Annotated in this window: 13 protein-coding genes and 1 tRNA gene; 7 read left to right on the plus strand and 7 right to left on the minus strand. The window is 62.8% G+C overall.

The window, feature by feature from the left end; genetic code table 11:
- The first annotated feature begins 491 nt into the window (after positions 1–491).
- From EN943_RS18040 to EN943_RS18070, 6 genes are all read left to right on the plus strand, one after another.
- Positions 492–1,424 carry a lysylphosphatidylglycerol synthase domain-containing protein gene (locus EN943_RS18040; RefSeq protein WP_127413964.1) on the plus strand — a complete coding sequence of 311 codons (933 nt, stop codon included), beginning with the start codon at positions 492–494 and terminating at the stop codon, positions 1,422–1,424.
- A 176-nt stretch (positions 1,425–1,600) separates the two neighbouring features.
- A tRNA-Gln gene (locus EN943_RS18045) sits at positions 1,601–1,674 on the plus strand.
- A 151-nt stretch (positions 1,675–1,825) separates the two neighbouring features.
- Positions 1,826–2,182 carry a hypothetical protein gene (locus EN943_RS18050; protein ID WP_127413966.1) on the plus strand — a complete coding sequence of 119 codons (357 nt, stop codon included), beginning with the start codon at positions 1,826–1,828 and terminating at the stop codon, positions 2,180–2,182.
- Between the two features lie 251 nt (positions 2,183–2,433).
- Positions 2,434–3,066, plus strand: a complete 633-nt coding sequence (locus tag EN943_RS18055) for a hypothetical protein (RefSeq protein WP_127413968.1) — start codon at positions 2,434–2,436, stop codon at positions 3,064–3,066.
- A gap of 136 nt (positions 3,067–3,202) precedes the next feature.
- On the plus strand, positions 3,203–4,882 hold the full coding sequence (locus tag EN943_RS18060; protein ID WP_127413970.1) for a tetratricopeptide repeat protein: 1,680 nt from the start codon (positions 3,203–3,205) through the stop codon (positions 4,880–4,882).
- Positions 4,883–5,594: 712 nt separating this feature from the next.
- Positions 5,595–6,596, plus strand: a complete 1,002-nt coding sequence (locus EN943_RS18070) for a L,D-transpeptidase family protein (protein WP_127413974.1) — start codon at positions 5,595–5,597, stop codon at positions 6,594–6,596.
- Positions 6,597–6,664: 68 nt separating this feature from the next.
- Here EN943_RS18070 and EN943_RS18075 read toward each other — a convergent pair whose 3' ends face one another.
- Positions 6,665–7,351 carry a D-lyxose/D-mannose family sugar isomerase gene (locus tag EN943_RS18075; protein WP_127413986.1) on the minus strand — a complete coding sequence of 229 codons (687 nt, stop codon included), beginning with the start codon at positions 7,349–7,351 and terminating at the stop codon, positions 6,665–6,667.
- Positions 7,352–7,542: 191 nt separating this feature from the next.
- On the opposite strand from EN943_RS18075, the gene EN943_RS18080 reads away from it, so the two are divergent.
- Complete coding sequence (locus EN943_RS18080; RefSeq protein ID WP_164778246.1) at positions 7,543–8,601, plus strand: D-TA family PLP-dependent enzyme; 1,059 nt, start codon at positions 7,543–7,545, stop codon at positions 8,599–8,601.
- Positions 8,602–8,634: 33 nt separating this feature from the next.
- On the opposite strand, the gene EN943_RS18085 is transcribed toward EN943_RS18080, so the two are convergent.
- From EN943_RS18085 to EN943_RS18110, 6 genes are all read right to left on the minus strand, one after another.
- Complete coding sequence (locus EN943_RS18085) at positions 8,635–10,266, minus strand: sulfotransferase (RefSeq protein WP_127413978.1); 1,632 nt, start codon at positions 10,264–10,266, stop codon at positions 8,635–8,637.
- Positions 10,267–10,306: 40 nt separating this feature from the next.
- Positions 10,307–10,990 carry an outer membrane beta-barrel protein gene (locus tag EN943_RS18090; protein WP_127413980.1) on the minus strand — a complete coding sequence of 228 codons (684 nt, stop codon included), beginning with the start codon at positions 10,988–10,990 and terminating at the stop codon, positions 10,307–10,309.
- A 185-nt stretch (positions 10,991–11,175) separates the two neighbouring features.
- Positions 11,176–11,937 carry a heme ABC transporter permease gene (locus tag EN943_RS18095; RefSeq protein WP_127413982.1) on the minus strand — a complete coding sequence of 254 codons (762 nt, stop codon included), beginning with the start codon at positions 11,935–11,937 and terminating at the stop codon, positions 11,176–11,178.
- A 107-nt stretch (positions 11,938–12,044) separates the two neighbouring features.
- On the minus strand, positions 12,045–13,826 hold the full coding sequence (locus tag EN943_RS18100; RefSeq protein ID WP_127258082.1) for a glucan ABC transporter ATP-binding protein/ permease: 1,782 nt from the start codon (positions 13,824–13,826) through the stop codon (positions 12,045–12,047).
- A 514-nt stretch (positions 13,827–14,340) separates the two neighbouring features.
- Positions 14,341–22,923, minus strand: a complete 8,583-nt coding sequence (locus tag EN943_RS18105) for a glucoamylase family protein (protein ID WP_127413984.1) — start codon at positions 22,921–22,923, stop codon at positions 14,341–14,343.
- 266 nt (positions 22,924–23,189) lie between these two features.
- Positions 23,190–23,777 carry a HutD family protein gene (locus EN943_RS18110; protein ID WP_127413988.1) on the minus strand — a complete coding sequence of 196 codons (588 nt, stop codon included), beginning with the start codon at positions 23,775–23,777 and terminating at the stop codon, positions 23,190–23,192.
- Positions 23,778–23,818 lie beyond the last annotated feature (41 nt).

Consider the following 23,818-nt stretch of genomic DNA (forward strand, 5'->3'; position numbering starts at 1 on the left):
GAACTCCGTAGGGCGGCGTTGCTGCCAGCTTGCGTTCCCCGGGCCAGCCGACCCCTGGGAAGCGCTGGACACGCCCACCTCCGGCGCGCCGGCGCCGGTGTCGTGGTCTTCCACTGTCGTTCCTTCCGGCGCCGCGCGAACCTATGATGGACGCAGCAGGCGCTTCAGTGTTTTAAGTTGCCGCCAGACTAACAGCGCCGCGCCCGATCACCAAGAGCCGCATGCCGAATTTTGCCCGCAGGCCGCTGACCGCCGTTCCGGCGCGGCCGCGTGACGTATCCGCACGCCGCGATTGCCGGCGCAACGCCTGACGGCCTCTCTTCGGCCGCTCACGACGGACAAATCTTGCCGGCCGCCGCTGCGACAAGGGTTCGCGGTTGAATAGCCGGCTTCGATGAGGCATTTCTGAAATGAGCGGAAGAATCCGGCATAGCCGGCCTCCCACCAGCCACGGAAAAGGAAGCGGACCCGCAACGCATGGCAGTCAGGCAATGAACTGGAGACGCTATTTCTGGCCGGTCGTCGGCATCGCCGCGGTGATCTTCTCGCTGCTGCTGCTCTGGCACGAATTGCGCGGCGTTTCGCTCGACGATGTCTGGGACGGCATCACGGCCGTTCCGACCCGCGGCTGGATACTCGCCGCCCTGTGTTCGGTCATCGCCTATGCATCGCTCGCCGGCTACGACCACATCGCGCTCCTGCATATCGGCAAGCGCGTGTCGTGGCTGTTCGTCACGCTGTGCTCCTTCACCACCTATGCGCTGTCGCACAACATCGGCGGTTCGGTGTTTTCGGGCGCGGTCATCCGCTACCGCGCCTACGGCACCAGGGGCCTGACCGGACAGGATGTCGGCGTGCTGGTGGCGGTTTGCTGGATCACCTTCGTACTGTCGACGATTTTTGCCTCGGGCCTCGTTCTGGTGTTCGAGCCGCAGATACTCGACCGGTTTTCCGGCATCGCCCATCATGGCCTGTCGGAAGCGGCCGGCATCGCGATGCTGCTGCTCGTCGCCGCCTATGTCTTCGGCAGCTGGCTGCATCTGCGCCCGCTGAAGATCGCCAGCTTTCAGCTGCATTACCCAGCACTGCCGATCGTCGCACGGCAGCTGCTGATCGGCCCGATCGAACTGCTGGCCGCCGCCGCGATCATCTTCTTCGCCCTCCCCGTAGCCCACAATCCCGGCTACTTCGTCATATTGGGCGTCTTCCTCGTCTCCTTCTCGATCGCGCAGATCTCGCACGCGCCGGGCGGGCTCGGCGTGTTCGAGGTGGTGTTTCTCGCCGGCCTGTCGGACATGGATCCGGTCGGCGTGCTGGCGGCCCTGCTGGTGTTCCGGCTGTTCTACCTGATCATCCCGCTGATTCTGGGCCTGGGCGTGGTGCTGTTCTTCGAACGCTCGCAGTTCAGCCGGACGGAGCCTTGAGGAGTGGGATTGGACTGGAAGCCGCGCACCGGCATCTGAAGTGCGGCGTTGGAAATCACCTGACGAAACGTGCCATTGAACCACAGAGCAGGCTTGACTATTTTCCGCTGGCGGCTACAAGGCAGCGCTCACAGCGGCTTGCCCGCTCGGCCCGCACGGTCCATGATCGCGCTTGCTGGGGAATAGGTTAACGGTAGACCCACGGACTCTGACTCCGTTAGTCCTGGTTCGAATCCAGGTTCCCCAGCCACTCCTCTTTTCTCGATCAAAACGATCACCAACGTTCATCATCGTGAAATGCTCCCTGGCGACCACCTGACGGGATTCCAGCTATAGTGGGTTGCGGCGGGGTGACATTTATAGGATCGTCAAAGGATCGAAATTGTCGAAGGAAGAATGGAATGCGCGCTTTGGTCTTCATCGCATTTCTGATGTTCGTTACTTTCTTGGTTGGCTGCACGACAGACGAGGGGAATGCCAGTCAAACCCAGACTGCGGAAGACAAGGCGCAGTGTGCCGGCTTTGGCTTTAAAGAAGGCACAGATGCTTTTGCCAATTGCATGATGAAGCTTTCGTCGCAGGGACAAAGCCAACAGCCCCAAGATCACGATGCACTCGTTCGCCGGTATAAGTCCCTAAGTATGACTCGGCGCGGTGATGATCGGTATCCTGTATGCAGCGCCTCTGACATGGACAATGAACTCGACACTTCGGCAAATAAATGGATTGGCCCCAATTGCCAGATGGCACCAGATTAAGCGAAGTGGAGCGCCAGCGCCCCCGTCGGACGCGCCAAGCGTGAAATTCAAGACAGCGCCAGCAACACCAGTCGATCCGACGAGCCCATCGGCATATTTATTCCAGCGTTCGCCGCATCGCGCGCCGTGTCGTCACATACCCTGCCGCTTCGCCTGCGTGATTTCCCTCGATGAAGCCGAGGCCGATTCCGGTCGCGCCCACTCCCGGCACCTGGCCGCTGCAACATCGAGGAGCATGGAGCAAACGCGTCATGCTCACTGATAGCCGGTACATTCTCGAACGCATCAGCCAAGGCTGCGTGACGCTCTCGCACGACGCGTTCGTCATTGACAGGCTGGTCAAGTATTTCGGCAACGGGAGGATCCGCTGGCATGTCGAATTCCGTGGGCATCGCATCGAGCTGACGACAGGCCAGCTCAAGAAGCAGCCGACCTTCCGCAGGAAGATACTCGAACAGGCTGGGGTGCTGCCACCCCAGCGTGCCGGGACCGACTACAGGCGATGGGCACTCGATCTGAGGAAGAATGCGGTCGAGCTTCCGTGGCGGGATAGGCCGGTGGACGTCGGCTTCGCCATCGACAGGCTCGCCAGCCATGGCGATGGGCGCTGGACGGTCGAATACCAGGGCAAGGCCATCAAATTCACGACGACCAAACTCCGCAGGCAAGTCAGTTTCCGCAAACGCATGCTGGCCAAGGCCAAGGTGCTGCCGCCCGAATTGGCCCCCGCTGCCTATCGGAAGTGGATGGACTGGCTCATTCAAAACGCCAGCGAGGCCGCTCCGCAGGCCGACGATGCCCTGATGACGGAGAAAAGCTGGCTTGACGACCTACCTGAGCTCGCCGGCTGGCAAAATGAAACGTCGCCCCGAGAGACCAGCTGAGAGCGGCGATAGTCTCCAATGCAGGAAGCGATGGCACTCGTTGCGTTTGCCATGCCTGCCAGTTTCGGCAAACATTGATGGCGACGGAGTCTGACCAGAGCTGGCTCGCTGGCAATCAGAATTGAAATGAGACCACATGGACCGCTTCAATCTCGGCACCTACCGCCGCCCCATCTCCACTCGCTCCACAGAAACCCAGCGTTGGTTCGATATTGGCCTCAACTGGTGCTACGGCTTCAACCATGAGGAAGGCATCAAGTGTTTTGAGAAGGCGCTCGAAACAGATCCTGAGTGTCCGATGGTGCATTGGGGCATCGCCTATGCCGCCGGGCCTTTCTACAATCTGACCTGGAAGGAACATGGCGAGGCGGAGGCCAACAGCGCGGCGAAGCGCTGCTTCGAGCATGTCCAGCTGGCGCGGGCCAATGCGGCTGCCGCCAACGAGATCGAGAAGCGGCTGATCGAGGCGCTGGCCGCCCGCTTTCAAAAACCACACCGGGTGAGCCCGGACGAATTCGAACGGTGGGATGACGCCTATGCCGCCGCGATGCGGCTTGTGTATCGGGACTTTCCCGACGACCATGATGTGATGGCACTGCTGGTCGAAGCGCTGATGATGCGCACGGTGCGGCGGCTGTGGAACCTCAAGACCGGCGCGCCGGCGCCGAATTCCGATGTCGTCGAGGCGCTCGACGTCTGCGAGCGGTCGATCCGGCTTGCCGACGAGGCCGGCGCAGCACAACATCCGGCGATCATCCACCTGCACATCCATCTCCTGGAAATGTCCACCATGCCGGAGCGCGGCATGCGGTCAGCGGATCTGCTCGGCGAAATGTGCCCCGATGCCGGGCATATGAACCACATGCCAGGGCACATCTATGTGCTGTGCGGCGAGTATGAGAAAGCCAAACGTGCCAGCGAAAAGGCGGTGCGCGCCAATGACCTCTATCTCGGCTATGCCGACGAGCCGACCTACTATCTGCTGGGCTGCTGCCACGATCTGCATCTGATGATGTTCACCTGCATGTTCCTGGGCCAGTACCAGCCTGCACTGTGGGCCGCCGACAGAGTGCGCAGCCTGGTCGCGCGCGACGTCATCGCCATCCAGGGCCGGCCCAAGCTCACGCAGACAGTGGAAGGCTACCATGCGATGAAATCGCATGTGCAGGTGCGCTTCGGCCGCTGGCAGGAGATCATCGACGAACCGGTCACCGAGGAGCCGGGCCTCTATGTGCTGACGGCGGCCATGCAGCGCTACGCCAAGGGTGTGGCGCATGCGACGCTTGGGCAATTTGCTGAAGCCGAGCGCGAGCGCGAAGAGTTCCATCGGCACCTGAAAGGTATTGCGCCCGAGCGGCGCTTCCTCAGCAACCCGACGCAAGCCTCGCTGGCTGTCGGTGCCGCCCTGCTCGACGGCGAGCTTGCCTACCACCAGGGCCGCCATGACGAAGCCTATGGCCATTTGCGGCAGGCGGTCGAGCTTGACGACAATTTGTCCTACACCGAGCCGTGGGCCTGGATGCACCCGCCGCGCCATGCGCTGGCGGCGCTGCTTCTGGACCAGGGCCACGCGCAGGAAGCAGAACAGGTCTATCGCGACGACCTCGGCCTGAGCGGCACGGTGCAGCGCTGCGCCCAGCATCCGAACAATGTCTGGGCATTGCACGGGCTGGTGGAATGCCTGAAACGGCGCGGCGAGACTGATGAATTGCCGACATTGCAGACAAGCCTTGCCGCGGCGCTGGCCAAGGCGGACGTGCCGATCACCTCGTCCTGCCTGTGCAGGACGAGCGCGCAGCAAGGCTGCTGTCACTGACGCGAAGTCAGCCTGTCGCCACTGTTGCGGCCGATCGCCTAGAGCAATTCCAGGAAAGTGTGAAACGGTTTTCCGTCCGGAATTGCGTCAAAACAAGGAGTCGCCGTTTCCGTGAAACGGTGAACTGCTTTAGCCAAACAAATTGTCGGCCAGATCGTCGTTGGCGGTGGAAACCGCGCCGCCCGGTCGTGTCACCTGCCGACCAGCCAAGGCTCCATGCCGCGTCGTTCCACGCCTTCCTCGATCAGCACGGAGCAGTCTATCTCATCGTGAAGTTGGGCATTTGGGTCAGACGAAAGCCAGGAAGCATAGGACCGAAGCTGCTTGAGCCTGGCTGTTTTCTCAAGCCGAGCCTGGCGCTCGTCCTCGGCAGGTTGAGCCGGTCTTTTGTTCTTCTGGGCAGGAGATTGCATCCTGGCTCTCCTCGGTCACCGAGCCTATGGAGACAGACGCTCAATGGGACCTTGGCCCATTGTCGCTCCGGTCTCCGCGCATCGGCTTGAACCCAACACAGGCGCCGACGAGAGTCGCCATCCATCTTGATGATGGCGGACCCTTATCAACAATGCACCCGCGCCACCGCCGGGTGCTCCCGGTCCAGCTTCGCTGCGGCGCATCGGCACTCCGCAGCCGGACGCAGCTGCAGGGAGATGGAACCAGATCGGCCGTACGACGTCATAGAAGCAGGTGCTCATACAGGAGTGTGACCTCCATGATCAGGCTCGTTCTTGCCGCGGCCGCCATGCTCGTCATCGCATTCGATGCAACGGCGGCAAAACTGGACGCGGCCACCGTCAACAATGCCCAATTCGACGGCAGCGAAGCGAAAGGCGTCAGTGCGACCGTGCTGAAGGCGCAAATCCTCCTGGATCGTGCACGCTTCTCGCCAGGCCTGATCGATGGCCGCCAGGCAGAGAACTTCACCCGGGCAGTCAGTGCGTTCCAAGCGGCCAACGGATTGCCTGCCGACGGCATGCTTACCCGCGAGACATGGGACAAGCTAATCGCGACCTCCTCGCGCCCGGCGCTTGAGACCTACGAGTTGACGCGCAAGGATGTGCATGGCCCCTTCACCAAGCGAATTCCGGCGCGCATGGAGAGGATGGCCCGCCTGCCCAGGCTGGCCTACCACAATGCCTTGGAAAAGATGGCGGAGCGCTTCCACATCAGCGAGCAACTGCTTGAACGGCTCAACCCCGGCATCGGCTTCAGGAGGGCGGGGCAAAAGCTGCTGGTGCCAGCTGTCACCCGAGGTGATCCGCCGCAAGACATCGCGAACGTCGAGGTCGACAAGAGCGCTCGCCAGGTCCGCGTGGTCGACCCTTCCGGCAAAGTGCTTGCGACGTACCCCGCCTCGATCGGGAGCCAGGAGAAGCCCGCGCCGAGTGGCCAGGCGGAGGTGAAACGCGTGGTGCACCACCCAACCTATCACTACGATCCCGAGTTTGCCTTCAAGGGGGTGAAGACCAAGCGCCCCTTCACGATCGCTGCCGGGCCAAACAATCCGGTGGGATCGGTCTGGATCGACTTGTCCATCGATAGTTATGGCATTCACGGGACTCCGGACCCAGGCAAGATCGGAAAGACCTTCTCGCATGGTTGCATCAGGCTGACCAACTGGGATGCCGAAGACCTCGCCTCCGAAGTGCAAAAAGGCACAAAGGTCATCTTCAAGGACGACGCGGCAGGATCGGTCGAACAAGGATCGCAGTAGGTGGCCCGTACGGGCGACCCACTTTCGACCGTGTGACTGGCGTCACCGAGGGCGTGGGGCGGCGCCCCTTACCCCAGCCACTTCTCGTAGTCGGATACCAGCAGGTGGACCGGGGCAACGTCTTCGTCGATGTTGGAAAAACGGCCGATCGGTTCGCGAAACACATTATCGGTGAGATCGTCATTGACGGTCGAGACCTCACCGATCAGCACATCCTTGCCCTCGGCCCAGAAGGCATGCCAGACGCCGGGCAGCAGCGTGACGCTCTGGCCCGGGTCGAGCTTCAGGAGCCCGCCCGCGGGCAGCCTGTGGATGGTTCCGTCGACCGGCACCGAAACCTCGGCCTTGGGATCGATGCCGCCGTCGCGATCGTGCATGAACAGTTCCAGCACCAGCTTGCCGCCGCCACGGTTGATGATGTCCTCGGCCTTGATGTTGTGGCGGTGCATCGGCGACAGCTGGTCCTTGCGCGAGATCATGATCTTCTCGGCATAGAGCATGCCCATGCCCTTTTTCATGTCCTCGTAGCGGCCGTTGCGGACAGTGAACAGGAACAGGCCGAGTTCCCTGAATTTCTCTTGCCCGTAATCGGTGATGTCCCAGCCGAGCCGCGAGCTAAACACCGCCGACGAGTCGGCTTGGCGCGCTTTCGCCTCTTCCGGCGACCAATAGGCGAAGGGCGGCATGATGTAGCCGAAAGAGCGGATGAAAGCGTCGGCTTCGCGGATGATGTCGTTGATGGCGGAGCGCTTCATGATCATGATCCCTTCGTATCGATTTGTCTGGCAAATCGCATAGCCGAACGTCGATGCGGTGTCGATCCATCTCGCCGCCCTGCCCGGCGTTGCGCTTAGGCGCATGGACCACAGATACGCTTCGCTGGCCGCGTGACATCACGGATTTTCAGGGCCATAAAACCCGCGGATTCCTCATGGGGTGAAAGATGATGCCGACCATCCACGATCTCGATACGCCATCCATCCTGATCGACGCCGCGCGCGCGGAAGCCAACATTGCCCGCGCCCAGGCGCATGCCGACAAGAACGGGCTGAAACTCAGGCCGCATATCAAGACGCACAAATTGCCCTACTGGGCGAAGAAGCAGGTGGCGGCCGGCGCCGTCGGCATCACCTGCCAGAAGATCGGCGAAGCCGAGGTGATGGCCGATGCCGGGCTGACCGATATTTTTCTTCCCTACAACATCCTTGGGCGCGCCAAGCTGGAGCGGCTTCTGGCGCTGCACGGACGCGTCACCCTGTCGGTGACAGCGGACAGCGTGGAGACGCTCGAAGGGCTGGCAACCACCTTCACCGATGCCGGCCATCGTCTGCCGGTGCTGGTCGAATGCGACACCGGCATGGGTCGCTGCGGCGTGCAGTCGGCTGATGAAGCGGTTGCGCTGGCAAGGCAGATCGACAGAGCCGGTGGCCTCGCCTTCGGAGGACTGATGACCTACCCGGCCGCCGGGCGGGCAGCGGAGGCCGAAGCCTGGCTCGCCGGGGCCAAGCAGGCGCTGGCCGCGTCAGGCCTCGCCTGTGAACGCATCTCCAGCGGCGGCACGCCGGATATGTGGCGCTCCAGCGATACATCTGTGGTCACCGAGTATCGTCCGGGCACCTACATCTATCTCGACCGCTATCAGGTCGCCAAAGGCGTCGGCGGCCTGGACGACTGCGCGCTGACGGTGCTGTCGACAGTGGTCAGCCATCCCACGGCGACGCGCGCTATCCTCGATGCCGGCAGCAAGGCGCTGTCCAGCGATACGCTGGGTCTCGCCGATTTCGGCGAGTTGCTCGGCGTCACGGGAGCGCGGGTGACTGGCCTGAGCGAGGAGCACGGCACCGTCACGCTTGCGGGCGACGGCAAGCTGCGCATCGGCGAGCGCGTGCGTGTCGTGCCCGACCATTGCTGCGTCGTCACAAACCTGTTCAACGAGGTCAATCTGGTCGACGGCGACAAGGTGCTGGAAACGCTGCCGGTGGCGGCGCGCGGAAGGATGGGGTGAGACCTACGCGCCCGAACTGAAAGTCAGATGCACTCAGCGTTGAAGAACTGGACCCAGCGCCGCTTTCAATGGATCGAGGGCGTCGCCGTACAGTTTCCAGCGCTCGACGGAGGACGAATAGATCGGCTGGCGCACCTGCCAGCGGCTCGGCGTCCGCACCGTGCGCTCGGTTTCGTGGAAACGGAGGCAGGCTTCGTCCCATTCGATCCCGAGGAACCCGATCAATCCACGCGCGCGGTTTTCGAAATCGGCCACCGTTTCTTCGTAGGGCATGTCGTGGATATCAAGCGGGACGACCTTGGCCCAATGGCGCATCAAGCGGTCATATTGCCGGTAATACTGCCCCAGCTTGGTCAGATCGGCATTGTAGCCATGCGCTTCGGAAAAATTATGCATGAAGCAGGACGTGCAATTGTCCATCGGGTCGCGCCGGCAATGGATGATGCGGGCATTTGGCAAGATGAGGCTGATGAAGGCCAGCATTTCGAAATTATGCGGCATCTTGTCGACGACCAGCCGCGCCTTGCTGTTGCGCTTGTTGAGATCGTCAAGATATTTCGAGCCAAGCTCTTTCGCCTTGGCCGGAGTGAGCGCCGCCATGGCCTTGGTGAAGACAGCAGGATCGAGTTTGTCGAACCCGAGTTCACCGGCCAAGGAACGAATGGTCGGCAGTTCGCCCGCGCCATAGATATCGCGATGACTGGCGCATATCTGCTCGGTCAGTGTTGTTCCCGACCGTGGCATGCCGACGATGAAGACCGGGCGTCTCGACGGATTTCCCAATTTCGGCCGCGCCGCGAAGAAGTCGGCATCGAAAGTGTCGATGAAGCTGTTGTAAAGCTGGGTGTGCCGGTCAATGTCGAAATCATTGCCGGAAATTGCCTTGGCCTGCGCGAAATGGCGGATGGCCAGGCGATACTCGCGCTGATCGTTGAGCATTTTGCCGGCGGCGTGGTGCAGCACCACCCGCTCGCGATCGGTTGTCATGGGCCATTCCAGGCGAGCCCGTATTAAAGGCAGCGCCGGATCGTCCTTGACCGCCCGGCGCGCCAGCGCCATTCCGGCCAGCGCCTCGACATGGCTCGGGTCGATGGCAAGCGCGCGGCCAAAACATTCGACCGCCTCGGCCTGCCGGCCGATGTCGGTGAGCAGATCGCCCATACCGGCAAGGGCCGTCAACGATTGGCTGTCGACCGCCAGCGCCCGGCGATAGAACCCTTCGGCGATGTCGCCCTCGAGCTGGCTGCGGTAGGACCGGCCGAGATTGCACAAAGCTTCGATGAGCCGTCCGTCAAGCGCGATCGCCTTCTTTAGATGTTTGCGGGCGCGCTCGATGTCGCCGGTGACATTGTAGGCGTTGCCGAGATTGTTGCGGAAGATGGCGTTAACCGGTTCGAGCTTGACCGCCCTTTCCATATAGGCAATGGCGGCGTCATGATGCTCGGCCTCAATGGCCAGAGTGCCCATTAGGTTCAGCGCCATGGCATTTTTGGGCAGCGTGCGAAGCACCGTCTGGTAGCAGAACTCGGCTTCGCGAAAACGCTTGCGCCGTTGCAGGTCGATGCCGCGCTGCAATATCTTTTCCGCCGGTTCACCGGCGGTCGGAAGAGAGGCTGGGATCATTGCCGGCAGACCCAGGGGCTGCCGGCGTGGCAAGAGCGGCATCCGTTAAATCCCGGTCGCGGGCTGCGACAGCCCGATCAAATCAGAACTTGAGGGTAACGCCCAGTTGGAGATTGTGGGAATACAGCTTGGCATTCGCGTATGTGCCGCCGCCATCATTATCGTCTAGATCCACGCTTGTCACCGCCTTGAACCGGTAGCCGAAGTCGAGGTCGACATTCTGCGTTACGGCGTAGGTAACACCGGCGCCCAGCTGGCCGGCGAAGCCCCAGCCACCAGACCCATAGCCATAGTCGTTACCATCGAAAGTCGTGTCTGCGGTAACGTAGGCGGCGCCGATACCGCCGCCGACATAGAGCTTGGCATCGCCAAAATGCGCGACGTCGGCCCAGACATTGGCGAGCAGATAGGTCGCTGACAAATTGCCGGCCGCATCGCCTGAGTTAAAGACAACACCGTCATAACTGCCGCTAAACGAACTTGCTTTGTAGCGCGCGTAGGACAATTCGCCTTCGACACGAAACACGTCGTTGATGCGCCGACCGGCAGCGCCGCCGATCACGAAGCCAGTATTAAGATCGACTGAATACCGAGAACCATCGTAGTCCGTCTTCACATCATTGGGAAAGCTGGCGCCGCCAAACAGCGTGACATACCAGAGATCCTCGGCCCTCGGGGCGTCGACGATAGCATCGGCCGCGTGCGCCGAACTCCAGCCAAGCCCCAATGCGAGTACCGATACCCCAGCCAGAAAACGCAGTTTCATCGTCGAATCCCCGCTCAACAACAGTGATTGGCACTTGGCTCGGCTCAGGGGAAGATGTCAACGGACGGACGAAGTCGAGGCGACCTTTTGCGACACCTCGTTGCTATGCAGCAACACAGCAGCATTGTCTGGCGAAAGCAGGAGCAAGGTTTCTGCTGGTTGCAATTCGAGTGGCGAGGGGAAACCTAGTCGCGTCTCTCCGCCTGCCGAGCCGCGACCCTGCGCATGGCGATGACCCGGCGGCGGCGGATTTCGGTGCGCATCGCCATCAGGTGCAGCGCGAAGAACAACACGGTGAAGCCGAGCGCCATCACCAGAAGCGGCCAAAGCAGGCTGGGGTCGATGGTCGAGCCGCCCATGCGGAACACCGAGGCCGGCTGATGCAGCGTGTTCCACCAGTCGACCGAGAATTTGATGATCGGGATGTTGATGAAGCCGACCAGCGTGATGATGGCGGCGGCCCAGGCGGCGCGGCTGGCATCGTCGAGCGCGCGGGTCAGCGCGATGATGCCGAGATACATCAGGAACAGCACGAACACCGAGGTCAGACGCGCATCCCAGACCCACCAGGTGCCCCACATCGGTTTGCCCCAGATCGAACCGGTGATCAGCGCCAGCGCGGTGAAGACGGCGCCGATGGGGGCGGCTGATTTCAGCGCGACATCGGCCAGCGGATGCCGCCAGACGAGCGTGCCGAGCGCCGAGACCGCCATCAGCGTGTAGCACATCATGGCGAGCCAGGCGAAAGGCACGTGGATGTACATGATGCGGACGGTGATGCCTTGCTGGAAATCCTCAGGCGCGGCGAAGCTCATATAGAGCCCGACGGCAAGGATGAGCGCGGCGACGGACGCCAGCCACGGCACGAGCCTGTCGGCCAGCCCGACGAAGCGCGTCGGGTTGGCAAGATCCATCCAGCCGGTCAGGCGTGAAGTCGTGTCGCTCATGCGGTTCTACATAAACCGCCAACGCGTTTGGGGCAATCGAGCGGTGGTGTCGCAGGGCTGCAGAACTTTGCCTTCTCCCCTTGCGGGAGAAGGTGGAGGCGCCAAGCTCAGGCGGCCGCTTCCTGCTGTTGCTGCACGGTGCGGCTGAGGCGGCGGACCTCTTCGTCGTTGAGCAGGCCGCCGGCGCGCAGCAGGCTGGCAAAGCGGCCATTGCGCAGCGACAACTCGGTGAAGCCGCCCATCTCAACCACCCTGCCCTTGTCCATGAACACGACCAGATCGGCGTCGCGAACGGTGGTCAGGCGGTGGGCGATGATGAAGGTGGTGCGGTCGCGGCGCAGTTCGTCGATCGCTTCCTTGACGCGGTCCTCGGTCTCGACGTCGAGCGCGCTGGTCGCCTCGTCAAGCACCAGGATCGGTGCGTCCTTCAACACGGCGCGGGCAATGGCGATGCGCTGACGTTCGCCGCCCGAGAGCTGGCCGCCACGTTCGCCAACCACCGTGTCGTAGCCATTGCTCTTGGACAGGATGAAGTCCTGTGCGGCAGCCGCATTGGCAGCGGCATGGATCTCGTCATTGCTTGCATCGGCGCGGCCAACACGGATGTTGTCCTCGATCGAGCGGTTGAGCAGGCCGGCATCCTGGAACACGGTGGCGATCGAATGGCGCACCGACTTGCGGGTCACGGTGCGGGTGTCGATACCGTCGATCAGGATACGGCCATGGGACGGCGAGAAGACACGCTGCAGCAGGTTGATGAGCGTGGTCTTGCCGGCGCCCGTCGGGCCCACGATGGCGACGGTCTGGCCCGCCTGCACCTCGAAGGACACGTCGTCGATGCCTTGGCCGGAATTGGCGAATTCGAAGCCGACATTCTCGAAGCGGACATGGCCGGTGACGTTGGCAAGATCGCGCAGGCCGTCCGGCTCGGCGGCATCAGCCGCGGAGTCCTCGAGATGGTAGAAATCCTCGAGCTTGGCACGGGCCTCGGAAATCTGGTTGGCGAAAGCCGACATCTGGTCGAGGCGAGCGATCAGCATCGTGGCAAAACCGGTGAAGGCAATGACGTCGCCGACACCCAACTGACCATGAGTGACAAGATAGGAGCCGATCGACAACACGATCAGCATCGAGATTGCCGACGACAGACGGTGCAAGGCATTGGCCAGCGCCCACCAGTCGAGGACAGGGTTCTGCGCGTCGAGCAGGTTCTTGACGTAGCGGCGCAGCGTATCGGCCTCGTGGCCGAGGCGATTGTAGCTCTGCAGCACCGCAACGTTGCTGACCGAGTCGGTCACATGCGCGAACACCTTGTGGTAGTGGCGCTCGACCGCGGCCTGGCCCGCCTTGGTGCGGCGCATGACCATCCGGCCGATGCCGACGTAGAGCAGCCCGAGGCCAAGCAGCACCAGCGACATGCGCAGGTCCATGCTGATCGCGGTCGGAACCAGCAGTACGAGGGCGACAGCCGTGGACAGATGCTGGCGCATGAATTCGAGCCAAAGGCTGAACAGGGTTTCGACGGCGCGCAGCATCGTGTGCAGCGCATTGGAGGTGCCGTGCTGATGGTGCCAGGCGAGCGGCATGGTGATCACGCGCTCGAAGGACTCGCAAAGCACTTCGCTGCGCCGCTTGTGAGCGAAGCGGTCAGCGCCGCGCGCCACCATGACGAAAGCAACGATGTTGAAGGCGCCGAGACCGGCCCACATGACCAGCGTGGTGAAGACAGAGCCACGCTCGGAAATGGCGCCGATGACGCGACCGAACATGATCGGCTCGAGAAGCGCTACGATGGCGAGAGCCACGTTGGCCGAACAGATCAACGCAACGCGTTTCCTGTCCGCGGCCAGATAACCGAGAGCTCGCCAGTAGATTTGCAGAAGGGTCACCCCAGTTACTCCGCCACGCTGTTTATTGTGCACTGCATCATTTTATTCGTACCGGTTGATACGTCGCAAAACAATGGCCGTGTACCCCTTCAGTTCCCTCAGAGCGAACAAAAGATGGCGACGTTCCGAAATCTGCCGTGATCACCTAACGGTTTGAGAAGACAGGTAAAATGTCAGGCATGCGGCGAAATCATGGCAGTTGACGCGCGCTGCCACAATTTTAATCAGCAACAATGTCGGGCGGATGACTAAAGGCCGAAATCGCCTTTCTTGAAGTATAGAGCGAAACAAAGCTGCAGGATGCCCTCCGGGCGAAGAGTGGCCAAACCCTCACTGCTCGTGGCGGCCCATTGGGGGGCGCCTCAAGTCTTTGATTTCATGGACCTCTCGGCGACATGCCCTTCAATCGGCAGAAGGCAATGTCAGGCGGGTGGGGTCTCTCTCATCCCGCCGTGGTGACAAAAGTCGCGCCCCGGACCTCAGCCCCGAGCGCATGCGTTTTGGGCAACATGCCTCAGACCGGGATCCTGATGACAACCTCGGCGACTTCGCCGTCCTTCAGCTCGACTGCCGAACCCTTGGTCTTTGCCCCATTTACCTCCAGCGACAAGGCCTTGGCCTTATTGTCGCGGATGACGCGAACCTTGAGTTCCGCCCCCAGCATTTTGAGATTTGCCGAGTACCCGTCCCAGTGGCTCGGCAGCTTCGGCTTGAACTGGACACGCTTGCCGCGCCGTTCGATGCCCAGAATGCCTTCGACCGCAGCCCTGTAGAGCCAGCCGGCGGAGCCGGTGTACCAGGTCCAACCACCACGGCCGCCCTTACTGTTGCCGGCGCTGTCGTCCGCGGCATAGATATCGGCCGCCACGACATAGGGCTCGACACGATAGTGCTCGGCCGCGGCCTCGTCGGTCGCATGGTTGACCGGGTTCAGCATCGAGAAACAGCGATAGGCCTCGTCGACCTGCCCCATCTCGGCGAGCGCGATGACGAACCATGTGGCGGCATGGGTGTACTGGCCGCCATTCTCGCGCACACCGGGCGGATAGCTCTTGATGTAACCCGGATCCTTCTCCGTCTTCGAGAAGGGCGGCGTGAACAGTTTGACGATCTTCAGCTTGTCGTCGACGAGCAGCTTCGTTGCCTGCTCCATCGCGGTCGTCGACCGCGCCGGATCGCCCTCTCCCGAAAGCACGCTCCAGGACTGGGCGATCGAGTCGATCTTGCACTCCTGCGAGTTGCGAGACCCCAAAGGCGTGCCGTCGTCGAAACTGCCGCGCCGGTACCATTCGCCGTCCCATGCGGTGCTCTCAAGCGCCCGCTTCAGAACATCGGCATGCTTTGCCCAGGCCTGTGCTCGCTTGGCGTCGCCCTCGCTCTTGGCGACGGGGGCGAAATCGCCCAGCGTCTTCAGCAGGAACCAGCCGAGCCAGACGCTCTCGCCCTTGCCGTGCTCGCCGACGCGGTTCATGCCGTCGTTCCAGTCGCCGCCGAGGATCAGCGGCAGGCCTGCGGGGCTGCTGCGCTTGATGGCGAGATCGAGCGCACGCGCGCAATGGTCGTAGAGCGTCGCTGTCTTCTTCGAGATTTCCGGGGTGAAGAAGGCATCGTGCTCGCCCTCGCCCAGCGGCTGTCCATCGATGAAGGCCAATTGCTCCTTGAGGATGGAGGCATCGCCGGTGACCAGCAAATAGCGCGCCGTGGCGTGGGCGAGCCAGACCACGTCGTCAGAGATCAGCGTGCGTACGCCAGCACCCGTGCGTGGCAACCACCAGTGCTGCACGTCGCCTTCGGGGAACTGCCGCCGCGCCGCATTGAGGATCTGGTCGCGCGCCAGCTGCGGGTCATGCGCCAGCAATGCCAGCGTATCCTGCAACTGGTCGCGGAAGCCGAAGGCACCGCTGGCCTGATAGAAGGCGGAGCGGGCACGGATGCGGCAGGCCAGGCTCTGATAGGGCAGCCAGTGATTGACCATGGCGTCGAGCGCCTTGTCCGGCGTCTCGACCTGGATGGTGTCGAGGAAGCCGCGCCATTCGCGCTCATTATCGGCCAGCCGCTGGTCGAAATCCTTGACCCGGTGCTCCTGCACCAGCGCGCTCGCCTCCTCGGCGGACTCGGCATCGCCGAGCAGCCAGAGCAGCGTCACGTCGCCGCCAGCCGGAATCTCGACGTCGCGGGCAATCGCTGCGCACGGATCGTCACCGGCCTCGACACGGCCAGACAGCGCCGCACCACTCAGCACCGCCTGGGGCAGCTCGCTGGAGCCATGCCGGCCCAGGAACTCCGATCGATCTGTTGTCACCGAATGGACGCCGCCGTCGGCCGCCAGGAACGCAACGCGCTCGCCGAAATCCAGCCCATAGGGGTTTTGTGCCAGCAGCGCACCGGTTGCCGCGTCCCGCGACGGAACGATGGTTGCCGCAGTGCGCGACCGATGCCCGCCGAGCACCCATTCGGCATAGGCATAGACACGCAGCCGCGCCGGCACCGAGCCGGAATTTTGGATGCGCAGCCGCGAGATCTTCAGCGGATCGACCGGATCGACGACATGGGTGAGGTCCATCGACAATGGTCCGCGCTTCGAGCGGAAGGTCGAGAAACCCTGGCCATGCCAGGCCTCGTAGGTCATCGAGGGATCGCGCACCATGGCGGCGAGCGGCGAGAATGCCTTGCCGCTGGCCTGATCATAGATATAGAGGCCCTCGCCCGGGCGGTTCGAGACCGGATCATTCGACCACGGCGTCAACTGGTAGTCACGGCTGTTTCGGCTCCAGGTGAAGGCAGCGCCCTCGGCGGAGGTATGGAAGCCGAACGAGGCGTTGGAGACGACGTTGATCCAAGGCTGCGGCGTCGTGCGCCGGCCGGCCAGGCGCACGACATAGTGCCGCCCGTCGCCGTCGAAACCGCCAAAGCCGTTCCACTGGCTGAGCCCGCTGCCATCGGCGCTGACATTGGCCACTGCCTGTGAGGCAGATGCATGCGTCGTGGGCATCAGCGACAATGATTCACGCGGAATCGGCAATGCTGCCAGAGCGTCGCGCGCCTGCAGAGCCGCCGCCTCGGCGCGCTCGATCTGGTCGAAGATAGTGCCGTTGCGCGTGTGCAGGACGACGCGGGCGACAGCGAGCAGCGTCTTGTAGGTGGTCTCGTCCATGAGATCGCGGCGCACCGCGAAAATGTGCTGGCGCGGCCCGAGCTCCTTGCCGCGCAGGCGGCTGTTTTCGCACAGCGTCTCGACCGCCCGCTGCAGGTCCTGGACATAGGAGGACGCCTGCTCGTTGACGACGACGAAGTCGATCATCATGCCGCGGGTGCGCATATATTCCTGGAAACGCAGCGCCTGGGCAACGATTTCGAGATCTGCGACATCACCGATCCTGACCAGGAAGATCGGGAAATCGCCGGAAATGCTTGTCGGCCACAGGCTCGACTGCTTGCCCAGCCCCGAGGCGATGGATTCGGCGGGAAGACGCAGGAACGGATCCGGATAGATCAGATAGCGCGCCAGCTTCTGCACATTGGCGGCATCGGTCAGGCTGAGGCCCATATGGCGGGTCTGCACCTGGCTGCGCGTCCAGGCAAGCATGGCCTGGCGGGCAAAGCTCTCCGGATGGTCGAGGCGCGCGATGGCTTCGTCCAGTTCGGCACGGCCGGCGCCGACAACCGTCCAGAAGGTCAGCGATATCTTCTTGTTGGCCGGCACGCGCACCTGGCGGCGCAGCGAGGCGACGGGATCAAGCGTGAAGCCCGAATGGCCGCCCAGCCTGGCGCCCGGGTCGAAAGCGGCTGCGTCGACGATGGTGCGGCCACGGCCGATGAAGGCGCGCCTGTCGGTCTCGGCCTCGGCATCGCGCGCCGATCCGGACGGATCGGTGACGAAATGGACCATGGCGATATCGGGCTCGCTGGTCTCGCGCTTGCGCCGCGTGGCGAAGATCGCCGCATTGTTCGCGGAGATTTCGGTTTCCACGAACATCTTCGAGAAGGCCGGATGCGCGTTGTCGGACGCCTCCAGGCCGAGCACCAGTTCGGCAAAGGAGGTCACTTCGATGTGACGGTCGGACGGACCGTCATTGTAGAGCGTGACCCGACGGCCCTCGCCATTGCCTTCCGAGATGACGATGCATTCGACCTCGGAGCGCAACGTGCCCACCGATTTGACGAAGCTCGCCTTGTCGTCGGAGAACAAGGTCTGCGCCTTTTCCTCGGCGGCGCGCTTCGGTTCGGCCGTAGCCGACCACCAGTCACCTGAGCCTGCGTCACGCAGGAAGATGTAGGAGCCGAGCCGGTCCTCGGTCGGATCCGGCTGCCAGCGTGTGACGGAGAGATCGCCCCAGCGGCTGTAGCCCGAGCCGGTCGCGGTGACCATGACCGAATAGCGGCCGTTCGACATCACGTTGGTCGACCGCAGCGACTGCAGCGGATTGAGCACGATGCGGGTGTCGGGGCTGTCGACCTCGGTCTCGTCCTTGGAGCGTTCGTCGGCCTCGGTCCTGACGGTCGCAGTCGGGATGTCGCGCGGCGCCCTCTCCTGCAGCAAGAGTTCGGCCGATTCGATGACCGGATCGCTGTGGAAGCGGTCGCGCATGCGACCTTCGAAGATGGCGTCGGCAACCGCCGCGATCGACATGCCCGAATGGTGGGCCATGTAGTTCTGGACGACGACATGATCTGTGCCTTCCGGCACGCGCTGCGGCGTGAAGTCGACGGCATCGTAGTAGCCGTGGCGGCCAAGCGCCCCGATCTCCCGCAATCGGGCGAGATTCAGCACGGCTTCACGCGGATTGAACTGGGCCGCCAGTATGGTGGCGTAAGGCGCGATCACCGTGTTCTGGCCAAGGCCGCGCTTCAGCCCGAGGCCTGGAACGCCGAAATTGGTATATTGGTAGGTCAGTTCGCGGTCGCGCGCATTGTAGGCGGCCTCCGAGATGCCCCACGGCACGTTCTTCTGGCGGCCATACTGAATCTGGCGCTTGATGATCAGCTTGCTGGTCTGGTTGAGGATCGAGCCCTGCGGCTCCTTCATCACCAGCGGCGGCATCAGATATTCGAACATCGAGCCGGACCAGGACATCAGGGCGCCCTGGAAACCGATTTCGACGATCGGCCGGCCAAGCCGGAACCAGTGCTCGGTCGGCAGGTCGCCCTTGGCGATGGCGAACAGGCTGGTCAGCCGCGCTTCGGAAGCCAGAAGGTCGTAGCAGCTTTCGTCGAGCTGGTGCTCCTCGACCCGGTAGCCGATCGACAACAGCTTGCGCTCCGGCCGCATCAGGAAGGAGAAATCCATCTCGAAGGCGTAACGGCGCGTGCGCTCGCGCAAGGTGAGTAGCTTGGCACGCAGCGCCTCGACGGCATTGTCGTCGCTGTGTGCGTCATGGACGTGCGCTTCGCAGGTGGCTTCCAGCCTTGCCGCCCAGTCGACGATGACGTCGCTCTGGGGCGACACCGCTTCGGTATGGATGGCGGTGGCCAATTTGCGGATCTCGCCGGCCAGCACAGCCAGGTTGATGGTGCGGATCGACGCCATTTCGGGCTGCGCCTTGATGGTGTCGACAGCGCGCCGCATGCCGTCGAGGCGGTCGGCTAGGCGCTGGCGCAAGGGGCGCAGCTGGCGACGATCATCGGGCAGCTCATCAAGGCTTTCGCTGAGGATGGTGACCGTGTCGAGAATGCCTTCGAAATCGCCCTGGAGATGGACGGAGGGCGCCTCCGCCCATTCAGCGCAAGCTGCCGCTACCGCCACTAGATGACCGGCTAGGTTGCCGCTGTCGACAGCCGAGATGTAGAGCGGATAAAGCGGCTTCAGCGTCGTCGTGTCATACCAGTTGAAGAGATGGCCGCGCTCACGTGGCATGCCCTCGATCGTCGCCATGGTGGCGTCGATGCGCGTGATGGCGTCGGACAGGCTGATCCAGCCGAAGTCGCGGGCGGAAACGACGGACAGCAGGTAAACGCCGATATTGGTCGGCGAGGTGCGAGGTGCTACCACCGGCGCCGGGCTTTCCTGGAAATTGTCCGGCGGCAGATGGTGATGCTCTGCCGTTACGAAGCTTTCGAAATAGTGCCATGTGCGCCGTGCCACCGTGCGCAAAGTATGGATATCAGCCTGCGATATGCGCAAGCGATCCTCCGTTTCAGCCGAACGGCTGATCCAGCTGGCGATGGCGGGCGAGCCAATCCAGAACAGCGCGAAGAAGAAGGCAACGAAAGCGCCGGTCGAATCGGCCAGCACCGGAATGGCAAGGCCGACAAAGCCGATGATCACGGCGCCATACATCATGCCGTAATACGAACCGACATCGTTGTCGCCCGCCTTGTGCGCCTGCGAGGCGGTGCGCCATTCCAAAAGGTTCTGGCGGCTGACAAACAGCCGGTAGAGGGTGCGCACGATGGCATCGCCCATCATCCAGGCGTTGTGCGCCATCAGCACGATCTTCAGCGCCACCATGGCGGTGCCGAAGGCGACGTCGCGCGCCAGGGCCGAGAAATGGCCGCGTGGTGTCTGGTCGCCGCTCTTGGGCAGGATGGCGTTGACGATGTCGAAGGTCGGCGCCATGAACAGGCTGAGGATCAGCAGGGCCTGCCATTGCGCGGCCTGCGTGAAGGGCAGCAGCGTCCAGCCGGCGATCGCCGCCATCACCCAGAAGATCGGCGTCAGCGAGCGGCGCAGATTGTCGATCATCTTCCAGCGCGACAGCGCCGGCACGCCGGAGCGCGGATCGAGCATGAAGCCGAGCAACTGCCAGTCGCCGCGTGCCCAGCGATGGTGGCGCGAGGCGTCGACCGAGTACCGGGTCGGATAGTCCTCGACCAGTTCGACATCGGTGACCAGTGCCGAGCGCGCCAGCGCGCCTTCCAGCAGATCGTGGCTGAGGATGGTGTTTTCCTCGATGCGGCCCTGCAGGGCCGCCTCGAAGGCGTCGACGTGATAGAGGCCCTTGCCGGTGAAGGACCCGTCGCCGAAGACGTCCTGATAGAGATCGGACACGGCAAAGACATAAGGGTCGAGGCCGCGATTGGCCGAAAACACCCGCTGGAAGAACGACGCATCGTCGCCTGATGTCAGCGATGCGGTGATGCGCGGCTGCAGGATCGCGTAGCCGGCGGTGACGACGCGCTTGCTGGCATCGAAATGCGGCCGGTTGAGCGGGTGGCAAAGCTTACCGACGAGAGTGGCGACCGCGTCACGGGTGGTGCGCGTGTCGGCATCGAGCGTCATCACATGGACGACGTTTTCCGGCAGCGGCACGTCGAGCGGCAGGAAGGTGGTGTCGCTGTCGCCGCGCAGCAGAAGATCGAGCTCGTGCAGCTTGCCGCGCTTGCGCTCCCAGCCCATCCACGACCCTTGCGCCGCATTGAACAGCCGGCGCCGGTGCAGGATGTAGAAACGTGGCGCGCCTTCGGAGGGATAGCGGGCGTTGAGGCGAGCAATCTCGGCACGCGCGAATTCGAGGATTTCGGTATCCGCCGCATCGATCTCGGTCTTCGAGTCTGGCCAGTCCGACAGCAGCGCGAAATGGATTTCATCGGCCGTGTTGGCGAGATGATGCACCTCGATGTTGCGGATGTTTTCCTCGACATCGTCGCGCGAGCCGATCAGCGACGGCACCACCACCAGCGTGCGCGCCTCTGGCGGTACGCCGTGCCTGTAATCGTAGCCGACGAGGCGCGTCGGTTTGAGGAACAGCGAAACGACAGTGTTGAAGAAGGCAAGCGCGCCCTCGCTGGCAGGCACGGCAAACAGCGCCAGCATCAGGACGATCGACGGCACCGACAGGCCGAGATTGGCGAGTGCATTGCCGGAGAGGACGAGAAGCAGGGCCGTCAGCGCAAATACCGGTACGACGATGCCAAGCCACCCGGTCTTACGGAAGGCACGCTTAACCACCTGGCTGATGGTGGGCCGGTAGCCGATCGCCTTCTCCAGTTCCAGCCGGCGTGGGCCGACGAGAAAGAAACCGACATCAGTGTGGACGGATCCGGTTAAAACGGCGTCGCCATCGCCATCGCTGGCGGCGTGGCCGGCCAACTCGATAGCCTTCTCGGCGACGCGATATTCGGAAAGGTTCGAGCGGCGCGCCAATTCCTCGATCGCGGTCCGGTACTGGTCGCGCGAGAAGAAGTCCAGCGCGGCGAAATCGGTGCGCTCGCGCAGCACGGTGTCGATGCGGCTGACGCCTTCGAACCACACCGTCCAATCGACGTCGTTGATGAGGCGCAGGCCGCGGATGATGTTGCCCGTCGTCACATTGCCGCTGGACAGCGTGTGATGTTCGGAAATGATGATTTCCTCGGCATCGGAACCGGTCTTTTCGAGCTCGCCTTCCAGCCATTCCAGAGCCTTGCCGGCATTCTGCGAGCCATCGCGCAGGCGGTAGAGCAGTTGGGTGGCAAAGGTGGTGTCCTGCGCGTGGGCGCCGAAGTTGGACAGGATCGACTGCCGGTCGGCGCTGTCGTCGGTGGCCAGGACCTTGTCGGCCACATCATTGGCGATCTGGCGCATCTGGCGGGTCCGGTTGACCCGGACAGCCAGCCGGCGGAGATTTTCGATCAGGACGAAGCGCAACAGCGAAGGCAGCGCCCAGAGTTCGCCGATCTTCAGCGGCTCGACCGACTGAAAACCCTGGACGATGGACTTGAACATCGTCGCCGAAACGGAACTGTCCGAATGCGCGACATAGGTCCAGGCCAGTGCCAGCGCGCGCGGCACGCTGCCGCCGTCAGGCAGCTTCAGGGTCGGCAATTGGCGATAGAAGCGGCGCGGCAAGTCGCGCTTGACCTGGAAAATGGTCTCTTCGACCAGGTAATTGTTGTCGAGCAGCCATTGTGCCGCCGGTGTGATCGTCTCGCCCCTCGCCTGCGCCGCATTGGTCGACCGGTAGACGTCCAAAATCTTCTTGGCGCTATCCCGGATACGGGCCTGAAAATCGAAGGGCGTCAGACCGAACAGATCGGTGAGGTCGCCTTTTGCCAGGCTTTCACCGAGCAGCCGAAGGCGCTCTTCGGGCAGGTAATTGGAGCGAATCGGCTCTTCCGTGATGGCCGGGAAGCTCGCGCTTGTCTTCTCGATTTGGGCAGGATTCGTCTGAATATTCATTGAAAATTCCGTAAGCGGGCACTGAGCGGCGTCACCGCCACGGCAATGGCCCTAAAACCGGTTCAAATGCAATTGGTTGCATAAACCCCACTTGCCGAAAGTTTGTTTCCGCACCGCGACAGGGCGTCATCTCTCGGCAAAACTCAAAGACAAGCACCCCACTTCCCGCCAGCCAGATCGGCGGAGAGGATTCAGGCTTTTTCGTGATGCCGCCAGCAGCTTACGCTATATTTCGCCCGTGCCGCGATCATGTTTGGAAACAAGCGTTAACCGTTGCCGGCGATGGCGCCGATCCGGATCACGAACAGCGTTGCCTCATGGGCGGGTTGGACAAGCAGGCCGGTGCTGACCGGACCGGACAGCAGCGTGTCGAGCGGCCCGAGGCGGACCGGTTCAGCGGCGGGCACGCTGACGTCGCCGTCCAGGCACAGGATGAGCGTTGTGCCGGCTTCAGCCCGGATTTCCACGGGGGCCGAAATCACCAGGCGTTCGACCGAATGCGTCATCCGGCTTCGGCGGGTCATGACATTGAGATCGGTGATCGGTCCGCCAATCAGCGCGGCCGAGGTCTGCACGTCGGCCGGGAAGGAAAACAGGGCGGTCGTCCTGTTTATGGATGTCGGCGGGTAGCCGGCAAGCTCAAGGACGATGCCCTCGCCTTCGAGCACGGCAAGGGTGCGATCGATGCCGGCGAATTGCGAGAACGGACCGCTCAATTCGACACGCGCCATCGAGACACGCCAGTCGAAATCGTCGAGCCCGGCGCCCGTGGGCGAGACGGCGATTTCCGTCGTCACGCCGCCGCCGTTCTTCCACGGCATCGACCGATATTCGGCTGCCCGCAGGATGCGCATCGGCTCAGCCAATCATCCTAGAATGCCGGGCAGGTTGAGCT

Origin of the sequence: Mesorhizobium sp. M7A.F.Ca.US.006.01.1.1 (assembly GCF_003997935.1) — a bacterium.
GTDB lineage: Bacteria > Pseudomonadota > Alphaproteobacteria > Rhizobiales > Rhizobiaceae > Mesorhizobium.

Excerpts from the sequence above, each read along its gene's own strand:
- EN943_RS18040 (WP_127413964.1), top strand. The coding sequence starts at position 492 with ATGAACTGGAGACGCTATTTCTGGCCGGTCGTCGGCATCGCCGCGGTG.
- EN943_RS18050 (WP_127413966.1), top strand. The coding sequence starts at position 1,826 with ATGCGCGCTTTGGTCTTCATCGCATTTCTGATGTTCGTTACTTTCTTG.
- EN943_RS18055 (WP_127413968.1), top strand. The coding sequence starts at position 2,434 with ATGCTCACTGATAGCCGGTACATTCTCGAACGCATCAGCCAAGGCTGC.
- EN943_RS18060 (WP_127413970.1), top strand. The coding sequence starts at position 3,203 with ATGGACCGCTTCAATCTCGGCACCTACCGCCGCCCCATCTCCACTCGC.
- EN943_RS18070 (WP_127413974.1), top strand. The coding sequence starts at position 5,595 with ATGATCAGGCTCGTTCTTGCCGCGGCCGCCATGCTCGTCATCGCATTC.
- EN943_RS18075 (WP_127413986.1), bottom strand. The coding sequence starts at position 7,351 with ATGAAGCGCTCCGCCATCAACGACATCATCCGCGAAGCCGACGCTTTC.
- EN943_RS18080 (WP_164778246.1), top strand. The coding sequence starts at position 7,543 with ATGCCGACCATCCACGATCTCGATACGCCATCCATCCTGATCGACGCC.
- EN943_RS18085 (WP_127413978.1), bottom strand. The coding sequence starts at position 10,266 with ATGCCGCTCTTGCCACGCCGGCAGCCCCTGGGTCTGCCGGCAATGATC.
- EN943_RS18090 (WP_127413980.1), bottom strand. The coding sequence starts at position 10,990 with ATGAAACTGCGTTTTCTGGCTGGGGTATCGGTACTCGCATTGGGGCTT.
- EN943_RS18095 (WP_127413982.1), bottom strand. The coding sequence starts at position 11,937 with ATGAGCGACACGACTTCACGCCTGACCGGCTGGATGGATCTTGCCAAC.
- EN943_RS18105 (WP_127413984.1), bottom strand. The coding sequence starts at position 22,923 with ATGAATATTCAGACGAATCCTGCCCAAATCGAGAAGACAAGCGCGAGC.
- EN943_RS18110 (WP_127413988.1), bottom strand. The coding sequence starts at position 23,777 with ATGCGCATCCTGCGGGCAGCCGAATATCGGTCGATGCCGTGGAAGAAC.